10 protein-coding genes are annotated in these 11,683 nt (G+C 54.6%); 9 read left to right on the forward strand and 1 reads right to left on the reverse strand.

What is annotated here, in order from left to right; all coding sequences use genetic code 11:
• The 9 genes from lpxD (at position 1) to tilS (ending at position 10,570) form a co-directional block, all read left to right on the forward strand.
• Positions 1 to 1,023: a UDP-3-O-(3-hydroxymyristoyl)glucosamine N-acyltransferase gene (gene lpxD, locus J5069_RS15980; protein ID WP_264644823.1), complete on the forward strand. Its 1,023-nt coding sequence runs from the start codon at positions 1 to 3 to the stop codon at positions 1,021 to 1,023.
• A 159-nt stretch (positions 1,024 to 1,182) separates the two neighbouring features.
• A complete protein-coding gene (gene fabZ, locus J5069_RS15985; RefSeq protein WP_264644824.1) occupies positions 1,183 to 1,671 on the forward strand; it encodes a 3-hydroxyacyl-ACP dehydratase FabZ in 489 nt (162 codons plus the stop codon).
• Positions 1,672 to 1,675: 4 nt separating this feature from the next.
• Entirely contained in the window at positions 1,676 to 2,464 is a 789-nt protein-coding gene (lpxA, locus tag J5069_RS15990; RefSeq protein ID WP_264644825.1) for an acyl-ACP--UDP-N-acetylglucosamine O-acyltransferase, read from the forward strand.
• 3 nt (positions 2,465 to 2,467) lie between these two features.
• Positions 2,468 to 3,631 (forward strand): lipid-A-disaccharide synthase, encoded by a 1,164-nt coding sequence (gene lpxB, locus J5069_RS15995; protein ID WP_264644826.1) that lies wholly within the window; start codon positions 2,468 to 2,470, stop codon positions 3,629 to 3,631.
• Positions 3,624 to 4,220 (forward strand): ribonuclease HII, encoded by a 597-nt coding sequence (rnhB, locus tag J5069_RS16000; protein ID WP_264644827.1) that lies wholly within the window; start codon positions 3,624 to 3,626, stop codon positions 4,218 to 4,220. The genes lpxB and rnhB overlap by 8 nt, the downstream gene beginning before the upstream one ends.
• Positions 4,221 to 4,302: 82 nt before the next feature.
• A complete protein-coding gene (dnaE, locus tag J5069_RS16005) occupies positions 4,303 to 7,785 on the forward strand; it encodes a DNA polymerase III subunit alpha (protein ID WP_264644828.1) in 3,483 nt (1,160 codons plus the stop codon).
• A gap of 12 nt (positions 7,786 to 7,797) precedes the next feature.
• Entirely contained in the window at positions 7,798 to 8,757 is a 960-nt protein-coding gene (gene accA / locus J5069_RS16010) for an acetyl-CoA carboxylase carboxyl transferase subunit alpha (protein ID WP_264644829.1), read from the forward strand.
• 105 nt (positions 8,758 to 8,862) lie between these two features.
• A complete protein-coding gene (locus J5069_RS16015) occupies positions 8,863 to 9,252 on the forward strand; it encodes a VOC family protein (RefSeq protein WP_264644830.1) in 390 nt (129 codons plus the stop codon).
• The gene (tilS, locus tag J5069_RS16020) at positions 9,242 to 10,570 is read left to right on the forward strand and encodes a tRNA lysidine(34) synthetase TilS (RefSeq protein ID WP_264644831.1); all 1,329 of its coding nucleotides are present in this window, start codon (positions 9,242 to 9,244) and stop codon (positions 10,568 to 10,570) included. The genes J5069_RS16015 and tilS overlap by 11 nt, the downstream gene beginning before the upstream one ends.
• Before the next feature lie 39 nt (positions 10,571 to 10,609).
• Here the strand turns inward: tilS and J5069_RS16025 are convergent, their stop codons facing one another.
• Entirely contained in the window at positions 10,610 to 11,626 is a 1,017-nt protein-coding gene (locus tag J5069_RS16025; protein WP_264628168.1) for a hypothetical protein, read from the reverse strand.
• Positions 11,627 to 11,683 lie beyond the last annotated feature (57 nt).

The following is an 11,683-nucleotide window of genomic DNA, read 5'->3' on the forward strand; positions in this document are numbered from 1 at the left end:
ATGGTTTCAATTCGACTGGACGCCTTGGCAGCACAGTTGGATGCGCAATTACACGGTGATGGCGATATCGTCATCACCGGTGTTGCTTCTATGCATTCGGCACGCTCTGGACAAATCACCTTTCTTTCAGACAGCCGCTATCGTGAGCAACTGGACTCGACACAGGCGTCAGCCGTGGTGGTGACAGAGGCTGACCTGCCGTACTGCAAAGCAGCCGCATTGGTGGTGAAAAACCCGTATCTGACTTATGCGCGTATGGCGCAATTGATGGATACCACGCCGCAACCTGCGCAGGATATCGCACCCAGTGCGGTGATTGCCGATGATGCTGTGCTGGGGCGCAATGTCGCCATTGGTGCGAATGCGGTTATCGAGTCGGGCGTTGAGTTAGGCGATGGTGTGGTGATTGGTGCCGGTTGTTTTGTGGGAAAACACGCAAAGATTGGCGCGGGTTCTCGTCTGTGGGCCAATGTGACGATCTATCATCGGGTTGAGTTGGGGGCGCAATGCCTGATTCAATCTGGCGCGGTGATTGGTTCCGATGGTTTTGGCTATGCCAACGAGCGCGGTAACTGGATAAAGATCCCGCAGTTAGGGACGGTGCGCATTGGCGATCGCGTCGAAATTGGCGCTAGCACCACCATCGATCGTGGCGCGTTGGATGACACCATTATTGGTGACGGCGTTATCATTGATAACCAATGCCAGATTGCACACAACGTCGTGATTGGCGACAATACAGCAGTCGCGGGTGGCGTCATCATGGCAGGCAGCCTGAAAATTGGCCGTTACTGCATGATTGGCGGTGCCAGTGTGATTAATGGTCATATGGAAATTTGCGATAAGGTCACGGTTACCGGCATGGGGATGGTCATGAGACCTATCACCGAACCCGGCGTATACTCATCGGGAATTCCGTTACAGCCAAATAAAACGTGGCGTAAAACCGCAGCGCTGGTGATGAGTATTGATGATATGAGCAAACGGCTGAAAGCCGTTGAGCGTAAAGTCAACCAGGATTGATCTCCGTGCCAGCCTTGCCAAAACAGTGGCAGGCGGCGTGATGGATACGGGTTTATACGCGTTGGTTGTTGTGGATTGCCTGCTTAGGCCGGCGTAAAAATCCTTATTTGCGGCCTGCCAGATGATCCTCCTTTTGGGATCTCGCAGGCCGTGTTGTTGATGGCATCAGTTTTTACGGACAGGAAGAGTATTTTGACAACTAACACTCATACTCTGAATATTGAAGAGATATTAGAACTATTACCGCACCGCTTCCCCTTTTTGCTGGTGGACCGCGTATTGGATTTCGAAGAAGGGAAATTCCTGCGTGCGGTGAAAAACGTCTCGTTCAATGAACCCTTCTTTCAGGGACACTTCCCCGGGAAGCCGATTTTCCCCGGCGTGCTGATTCTGGAAGCCATGGCTCAGGCCACCGGCATTCTGGCGTTTAAAAGCGTGGGTAAACTGGAACCGGGTGAGCTTTACTACTTCGCGGCTGTGGACGAAGCACGTTTCAAACGTCCGGTACAGCCAGGGGATCAGATGATTCTTGAAGTTGAATTCATTAAAGAGCGCCGTGGTGTTGCGCGCTTCAAAGGCGTCGCCAAAGTAGATGGCGAAGTGGCTTGTGAAGCGTCAATGATGTGTGCTCGTCGTCGGGAGGCCTGATAACGTGATTGATCAAACCGCCTTTATTCATCCCAGCGCCATTGTTGAAGACGGTGCCATTATTGGTGCGCGTGTACACATTGGCCCGTTCTGCTATGTCGGTTCTCACGTTGAGATCGGCGAAGGCACGGTATTAAAATCCCATGTTGTGGTAAACGGGATCACTAAAATCGGCCGTGATAATGAGATCTACCAATTTTCCTCCATTGGTGAGGTAAATCAGGATCTGAAATACGCCGGTGAACCTACCCGCGTAGAGATCGGCGATCGTAACCGTATTCGTGAAAGCGTCACGATTCATCGTGGTACGGAACAAGGTGGTGGATTGACTAAAGTCGGCAGCGATAATTTGCTGATGATCAACACGCATATCGCCCATGACTGCGTCATTGGCAACCGCTGCATTCTGGCGAACAATGCCACGCTGGGCGGACACGTTGAAGTCGATGATTTTGCGATTATCGGCGGCATGACGGCGGTGCACCAGTTCTGTGTCATCGGTGCACACGTCATGGTCGGCGGCTGTTCCGGTGTGGCACAAGATGTGCCGCCGTACGTTATTGCTCAAGGTAACCATGCGACGCCGTTCGGCCTCAATATTGAAGGGCTGAAACGCCGCGGGTTTGAAAAAGAGACCCAGCAGGCGATTCGTAACGCCTACAAGCTGCTGTATCGCAGTGGGAGAACGCTGGAAGAGGTGAAACCGGAAATCGAAGCGCTGGCGAAAGATCATGCTGCGGTTCAAGCTTTTATCGATTTCTTTGCCCGTTCTACCCGCGGCATTATCCGGTAATTCATGTCAACGCGTCCCCTTGTGATAGGTATCGTCGCCGGAGAAACCTCCGGCGACATTCTTGGTGCGGGCCTGATTCGGGCGCTGAAAAGTCAGATGCCTGACGCTCGCTTTGTCGGTGTTGCCGGGCCGCGCATGCAGGAAGCCGGGTGTGAAACCTGGTATGAGATGGAAGAGCTCGCGGTGATGGGCATCGTTGAGGTGCTGGGCCGTTTGCCGCGCCTGCTGTCGATCCGCCGTGACCTTACGCAGCGTTTTACCGAACTTGCGCCTGACGTTTTTGTTGGCATTGATGCGCCCGATTTTAATATCACGCTCGAAGGCCGTCTCAAGGCGCGCGGTATCCGCACTATTCATTACGTCAGCCCCTCTGTGTGGGCCTGGCGTCAGAAACGCGTTTTTAAAATTGGGCGCGCCACCGATTTGGTGTTGGCGTTTCTTCCCTTTGAAAAAGCGTTTTACGACAAATTCAACGTGCCTTGCCGCTTTATCGGTCACACCATGGCCGATGCCATGCCGTTACAGCCGGATAAACTGGCGGCGCGCGCGCATTTAGGCATCGCGCCTGAGCGCCATTGCCTGGCGCTGCTGCCGGGCAGCCGCGGAGCCGAAGTGGAGATGCTGAGCGCTGATTTTCTACGCAGCGCACAGCTATTACGCCAGCGCTACCCTGATTTAGCCGTGTTAGTGCCGCTGGTGAATGCCAAACGGCGTGAACAGTTTGAACGCATCAAGCAAGAAACCGCTCCTGAGCTAGACGTGCATTTGCTGGATGGTCAGGCGCGTGAAGCGATGATCGCCAGCGATGCGGCGCTGCTGGCATCTGGCACCGCCGCGTTGGAATGTATGCTGGCGAAATGCCCGATGGTGGTGGGTTACCGCATGAAGCCCTTTACCTTCTGGCTGGCAAAGCGACTGGTCAAAACCCCCTGGGTGTCGTTGCCCAATTTGTTGGCCGGGCGCGAACTGGTAAAAGAGTTGCTGCAAGAGGATTGCACGCCGGACAAGCTGGCGGCGGCGTTGCTTCCCTGGCTGGACGGTGGGGAAGACGTGAAACAACTGCACGAGACCTTTTTGGCGCTGCACCAACAGATTCGTTGTGATGCTGATGCGCAGGCGGCACAGGCTGTGCTGGAATTGGCCCGAGGTGAAGTGAACCATGTATGATGTTTTTGTCTATCCGGATGCTGCGCGCATAGCCGGTGTAGATGAAGTGGGGCGCGGCCCGCTGGTTGGCGCGGTCGTCACCGCAGCGGTGATTCTCGACCCGCAGCGCCCGATTGTTGGATTGGCTGATTCAAAACAGCTCAGTGAAAAACGCCGCTTGGCGCTTTATGATGAGATCAAGGACAAAGCGCTGTCATGGAGTCTGGGGCGCGCCGAGCCCGAAGAGATTGACCAATTGAATATCCTGCATGCCACGATGCTGGCAATGCAGCGCGCTGTGGCTGGGTTACACCTGGCACCCGATTACGTGCTGATAGACGGCAATCGCTGCCCGCTGTTGCCTATGCCCGCGCTGGCGGTGGTGAAAGGCGATAGCCGTGTTGCCGAGATCAGTGCCGCATCCATTCTCGCCAAAGTGACGCGAGACCGGGAAATGGTCGAACTGGATGCCCGTTTTCCTGAATATGGCTTTGCGCAGCACAAAGGTTACCCGACGGCTTATCACCTTGAGAAACTCGCGCTGTTAGGCGCTACCGAGTACCATCGGCGCAGTTTCGCCCCCGTAAAACGCGTATTGGGGTTGGCATAGCCCGTCAACCGCGCGCAATCAGGTAATATCGGTACCCCGCGGGTAATGCGGGGCTGTTTTCGACAACGTCTAGGATCTGGATATGGCCGAACCACGTTTTGTCCATCTGCGTGTGCACAGTGACTATTCCATGATCGATGGGTTGGCAAAAGTCGGGCCGCTGGTAAAAAAGGCGGCCGCGCTGGGCATGCCAGCCCTGGCGATCACGGATTTCACCAACCTGTGCGGGCTGGTGAAATTTTATGGCGGCGCACACGGTGCGGGCCTTAAACCCATTGTCGGCGCGGATGTTCTGGTGAGTAGCGATGTGTTGGGCGATGAACTTGCGCAACTCACCCTGCTCGCCATGGACAACGAGGGCTATCAAAACCTCACCCTGCTGATCTCCCATGCTTATCAGCGCGGCTACGGTGCCGAAGGTCCCACCATCGAACGCGACTGGCTGATCGAATACGGTAAAGGTTTACTGCTGATTTCGGGCGCCCGGCACGGCGACGTGGGCAAGTTTATCCTGCGCGGTAATCAGGCATTGGTCGAGCAAAGCCTGGCCTTTTATCAAGAGCACTTTCCAGGCCGCTATTATCTGGAACTGATTCGCACCGGTCGCCCGGATGAAGAGAGCTATCTTCACGCGGCGATTGAATTAGCCATGAAACACCATTTGCCGGTGGTGGCGACTAACGATGTCCGATTCATCAACGCCGAGGAGTTCGATGCCCATGAGATTCGCGTCGCGATCCACGATGGGTATACGCTCGATGACGCAAAGCGCCCGCGTAACTACAGCGCGCAGCAGTATATGCGCAGCGAAGACGAGATGTGCGCGCTGTTCGCCGACATCCCGGAAGCGCTGGTTAACAGCGTCGAGATAGCCAAACGTTGTAACGTCACCATCCGTCTGGGGGAGTATTTCCTACCCCAATTCCCTACCGGTGAGATGTCCACTGCGGATTTTCTGGTTAAACGCGCCAGGGAAGGGCTGGAAGAGCGCCTCGCTTTCCTGTTTCCCGACGAAGAGGTGCGTAAGCAGCGTCGCCCGGAATATGACGAGCGTCTGGAGATCGAACTCAACGTTATCAACCAGATGGGGTTCCCTGGCTACTTCCTGATCGTAATGGAGTTTATCCAGTGGTCTAAAGACAACGATGTGCCAGTAGGACCGGGGCGCGGCTCGGGGGCGGGTTCACTGGTGGCCTACTCACTGAAAATCACCGATCTCGACCCGCTTGAATTTGATCTGCTGTTCGAACGCTTTCTTAACCCGGAACGCGTGTCAATGCCTGACTTTGACGTCGACTTCTGTATGGAGAAGCGCGATCTGGTCATCGATCACGTCGCGGAGATGTACGGGCGTGATGCGGTATCGCAGATCATCACCTTTGGTACCATGGCGGCCAAAGCCGTTATCCGCGACGTGGGCCGTGTGCTCGGGCACCCTTACGGCTTTGTCGACCGAATTTCCAAGCTGGTGCCGCCCGATCCGGGCATGACGCTGGAAAAAGCGTTTGTGGCCGAGCCGCAACTACAAGAAATTTACGACGCCGACGAAGAAGTCAAAGCGCTTATCGACATGGCGCGCAAACTGGAAGGGGTGACGCGCAACGCGGGTAAACACGCCGGTGGGGTGGTGATATCACCGACCAAAATCACCGACTTTGCGCCGCTCTATTGCGATTCGGAAGGGAATCATCCGGTTACCCAGTTTGACAAAAACGACGTGGAATATGCCGGGCTGGTGAAGTTTGACTTCCTGGGTCTGCGCACGCTGACCATCATCGACTGGGCGCTGGAGATGATCAACGCCCGTCGTGCCAGACAAGGGCTGGAGCCGATTGATATCGCGGCGATCCCGCTTGACGATAAAAAAAGTTTCGACATGCTGCAACGTTCGGAAACCACGGCGGTGTTCCAGCTTGAATCGCGCGGCATGAAAGACCTGATCAAACGTTTGAAGCCGGACTGCTTTGAAGACATGATCGCACTGGTGGCGCTGTTCCGTCCGGGGCCTTTGCAGTCAGGGATGGTGGATAACTTTATCGACCGTAAACACGGACGTGAAGAAATCTCCTATCCTGATATTCAGTGGCAGCATGAATCGCTCAAGCCGGTGCTGGAGCCGACCTATGGTATCATCCTGTATCAGGAACAGGTGATGCAGATAGCCCAGGTGCTTTCCGGCTATACGCTGGGCGGCGCAGACATGCTGCGTCGCGCCATGGGTAAGAAAAAACCCGAAGAGATGGCCAAGCAGCGCTCCGTGTTTGAGGACGGGGCGAAGAGTATGGGCGTCGACGGCGAATTGTCGATGAAGATCTTCGACCTGGTGGAAAAATTTGCCGGGTATGGGTTTAACAAATCGCACTCAGCCGCTTACGCACTGGTGTCGTATCAAACGCTGTGGCTTAAGGCGCATTATCCTGCCGAATTCATGGCCGCCGTAATGACGGCGGACATGGATAACACCGATAAAGTGGTGGGGCTGGTGGATGAGTGCTGGCGTATGGGGTTAAAAATCCTGCCGCCGGATATCAACAGCGGGCTGTACCATTTTCACGTTAATAATGACGGCGAAATTGTCTATGGCATCGGCGCGATCAAGGGCGTCGGTGAAGGGCCGATAGAAGCGATCATCGACGCGCGAAATCAGGGCGGGTATTTCCGCGAGCTGTTCGATCTCTGTGCCCGCACTGATATCAAGAAACTGAATCGCCGCGTGCTGGAAAAGCTGATCATGTCCGGTGCGTTTGACCGGCTGGGGCCGCATCGCGCGGCGTTGATGAATTCGCTCAACGATGCGCTGAAGGCCGCCGATCAGCATGCCAAGGCCGAAGCAATCGGTCAGGCAGATATGTTTGGTGTTCTGGCGGAAGCGCCGGAGCAGGTAGAACAGTCCTACAGCACGGTGGTTCCCTGGCCGGAGCAGGTGGTGTTGGACGGTGAGCGGGAAACGTTAGGGCTTTATCTGACGGGCCACCCGATCACGCAGTATCTCAAGGAGATTGAACGCTATGCTGCTGGCTTGCGTTTGAAGGACATGCACCCGACGGATCGGGGCAAAGTGACAACGGCCGTCGGCCTGGTGCTGGCTGCCCGCGTAATGGTCACCAAGCGAGGCAATCGCATTGGCGTGTGTACATTGGACGATCGTTCCGGCCGATTGGAAGTGATGCTGTTTACGGAAGCGTTGGATAAGTATCAGCATCTGCTCGAAAAAGACCGAATTCTGATCGTCAGTGGACAGGTCAGCTTTGATGACTTTAGCGGGGGCCTTAAAATGATGGCCCGAGAGGTCATGGATATCAGTGAAGCGCGTGAAAAATATGCGCGCGGGCTTGCTATCTCGCTGACTGACAGGCAAATTGATGACCAGCTATTAAACCGTCTCCGCCAATCGTTGGAACCTCACCGATCGGGGACGATCCCGGTACACCTTTACTACCAGCGGGAGGATGCCTGCGCCCGGTTACGTTTTGGCGTGGCATGGCGTGTGACGCCAACCGATGTGCTGCTTAATGACCTGCGCACGCTGCTGGGGAACACCCAGGTGGAACTGGAATTTGACTAAAATAGGAATACTATGAGTCTGAATTTTCTTGATTTTGAGCAGCCGATTGCAGAGTTGGAAGCGAAAATTGACTCGCTGACCTCAGTCAGCCGTCAAGATGAAAAATTGGATATTAATCTGGACGAAGAGATCCAGCGACTGCGGGAAAAAAGCGTTGAGCTGACGCGCAAGATTTTTGCCGATCTGGGTGCCTGGCAGATTGCGCAATTGGCACGTCATCCGCAGCGTCCCTACACGCTGGACTATGTCAGCCATATTTTTACCGACTTTGATGAGTTGGCGGGCGATCGCGCCTATGCCGATGACAAAGCGATTGTGGGCGGCATCGCGCGTTTGGATGGGCGTCCGGTGATGATCATTGGTCATCAGAAAGGGCGCGAAACCAAAGAGAAAATTCGCCGCAACTTCGGTATGCCTGCGCCTGAAGGATACCGTAAAGCGCTGCGCCTGATGGAAATGGCAGAGCGTTTTAACCTGCCGATCATCACCTTTATCGACACGCCGGGCGCATACCCTGGCGTTGGCGCTGAAGAGCGCGGCCAGTCAGAAGCCATTGCGCGCAACTTGCGTGAGATGTCCGGTCTGAGCGTGCCGATTATCTGTACGGTGATCGGTGAGGGCGGTTCCGGTGGTGCATTGGCGATCGGCGTGGGTGACAAGGTCAACATGCTGCAATACAGCACCTATTCCGTGATTTCACCGGAAGGCTGTGCCTCTATCCTGTGGAAGAGCGCCGATAAAGCGCCGCTGGCGGCGGAAGCGATGGGCATAATCGCCCCGCGTCTGAAAGAGTTGAATCTGATTGATGCTATCATTCCTGAACCGCTGGGATCTGCGCACCGTGATGTAGAAACCATGGCGGCGTCGCTGAAGGCGCAACTGCTGTCAGACTTGCGTGAGCTGGATGAATTTGATAAAGACGCGCTGCTGGATCGCCGTTATCATCGTCTGATGAACTACGGTTACTGTTGATCCCAGACGTATCAGGCTGAACAAAGTCCGCTTTCCGCAAGGAGGCGGACTTTTTGCTATTATGCGGCTATTCCCATTACCCCCTTGCCACCACAAGGAGTACGCATGCTGGCGTTGACCGCTATTCACCACATTGCCATTATCGCTTCTGACTACCAGCGCAGTAAGGCATTTTATTGCGATGTCCTTGGGTTTGAGCTGTTGGCGGAAACCTATCGGGCAGAGCGTGACTCATGGAAGGGCGATCTGGCGTTAAAGGGGCGCTACGTTATCGAGCTGTTCTCGTTTCCCTCTCCACCGCCACGACCTACTCAGCCTGAATCCTGTGGCCTGCGCCATCTTGCTTTTGCGGTGGCCGATATTGACGAGGCGTGCGATGCACTGCAACGCGCAGGCGTCGCCTGTGAGGCTGTGCGCGTGGATGAATTTACCCAGCGTCGTTTCACCTTCTTACGCGATCCGGATGGATTACCGTTGGAGCTTTATGAGCAGTGAGCGAACAGATGTGGCAACGCTACTCAAAAACGTAGCGGTGCAGCTTGCTGGCTGTCAGCGTGTGCTGGTGGCTTATAGCGGTGGGCTGGATTCCAGCGTGCTGTTGCATATGCTGTATCAATTGATGCAGCAGCGCTCGGATCTTGTTGTACGTGCTGCCTATGTGCACCATGGGCTAAGTGCTCAGGCGGATCGTTGGGCGCAGCACTGCATGCATACCTGCCAGCAATGGGACATTCCCTGCGCGGTGCTGCCGGTCACGGTCGATGCGCGTGAGCGTGGCGTTGAAGCGGCAGCGCGCGAGGTGCGCTACCAGGCACTGCGCCAGCATCTGCTGCCTGACGAGGTGCTGCTCACCGCACAGCATCTCGACGATCAGAGTGAAACGTTCCTGTTGGCGCTCAAGCGCGGCAGCGGCCCCGCCGGGCTTTCCGCGATGGGGGCTACGGGGTTGTTGGGGACGAATCCCTTACTGCGCCCATTGCTGGGTGTAGCGCGGGCGCGACTTGATGATTATGCCCATCATTACCGGCTCGCGTGGGTGGAAGACGAGAGCAATGGCGACGCGCGTTACGATCGCAACTTTCTCCGTTTGCAGGTACTACCGCAACTAAAACAGCGCTGGCCGTCATTTCCAGAGGCCGTAGCACGCAGCGCGCGGCTGTGCGCCGAGCAGGAACAACTGTTGGATGAGCTTTTGGCGGCATCGCTTCAGTTGGCCTGTGATACAGAAGGCGCGCTGGCGATTGATGCTTTGATCCCTCTGAGTGAACCGCACCGTTTTGCGCTGTTGCGGCGTTGGCTGAGAGCGCATGAGGTGACGATGCCTTCACGCGAACAACTGCTGCACCTGTGGCAGGATGTGGCACTCAGCCGTCAGGATGCAGAACCGCTGTTACAGTTGGGTAGCGTGCAGATTCGACGCTTTCGTCAGCGTTTGTACTGCGTTGCCCCATGCGCCAACGTCGCCAGCCTGGTGTTACCCTGGCACCCCGAGCAGGGCGCACTAACGCTTCCGCACCGGTTAGGTTTTCTGTCCTTGGCCGAACAAGGGATGCGTATCCGACGCCCGCATCCCGACGAGCAAGTGAGCGTGCGTTTTGGTCTGAAAGGGACACTGCATATTGTTGGGCGCAGCGGCGGACGATCTGCGAAAAAACTGTGGCAGGAATATGCGATCCCTCCGTGGAAGCGCGAACAAATTCCTATTGTGTATTATAACCAGCAGCCGATCGCCGCTGTTGGTGTCTTTGTGATGCGGGAAGGGGATACGTCAGCAAATGATACCGCATGGCAGATAGTGTGGCGGATGACGTAGCGCTGATTCAGAATCTATCAGCGCTACTCAGGCTACTGACTACCCATGCAGGGGCAAAGCGATAAAGGGTAAGTCTGTTTCGGTGTGGGCGGGTACTATTTGGGGCTGTATATTGAGCTGCTGCCTCAATCTCTCTATTTCTGCTCGTAACGGCTGTATTGTCACTTCTAACTGTCGCGTGATTTCCTGCTGGATACTTTCTTGTTGTTCTGATGTATCACGCAGTAACGCGTTGCCCCCGTTGAGTAATTCCGCTTTTCTTGTGGCCAAACTGGTTATACCGATGAGTTTAATCTCATTCAAATAATCGTGTAATTTTGAAAATGCATCAGCGAATTCAATGGATTCCGTTTTCTTCGACTTTTGATAGCACTTATTTATTGCATCACGAATATTCAGTGACCCATCGGTGCAGGAAACCAACAACCCCAACCCGCGTAGCGCACCCAGTAATAGCGGGGCTGAAATAGCCAGTGCCGGAATAGCGATAGGCAGAACAAATGCGGTAGCTGCCAACGCCATACCGACGATTGTAAGGGCGATTCCCAACACCACCCGCCTGGAGAAAAAGCATTTTTGAGACGCTTCACTGTGGATGATTCTGTCGCTCTTCCTGATGTCTGACAAGGTATTGAAGAACAAATCCGCAGTGGCTTCAATTTCTTTTATTTTTTCTTTCAATTCAGGGGTGATGCGATGTGAAGCCGATTCGTCATGGTGCAGCGCTAAGATTTTTTCCACAACCTCAAGATCAATTTCGCGTAACTTTTTCTGGCACTGTAAGATCTTTTCATAGGTGGCAGAGTCACTGGCAAAATGTCGGGAATAATTCGTTTCCATCAGCGCAGCCTGTAATGCCGGGAATTTCTCCCATTTCTTTTTGGTGAATGTATTACTGATATTACTGACATGCAGTAATTTTTGTGGCCACACGGCTTTATCGGGGTTTGTCTGCGAAGATTTCCCCATGACGGTAGCATTTTGACCCTGGTTTAATGGCTGGTAGTCGTTCGTTGAATAGAGTTGGCGATCCAGACTTATTCCAGCGATACACATAAAACCCCCTTGAACAGATTGTCTGATTTATTTCATAGATAGATTTATCTGAGAGCG

The sequence above is a fragment of the Candidatus Symbiopectobacterium sp. NZEC127 genome, assembly GCF_025962675.1.
Lineage (GTDB): Bacteria > Pseudomonadota > Gammaproteobacteria > Enterobacterales > Enterobacteriaceae > Symbiopectobacterium.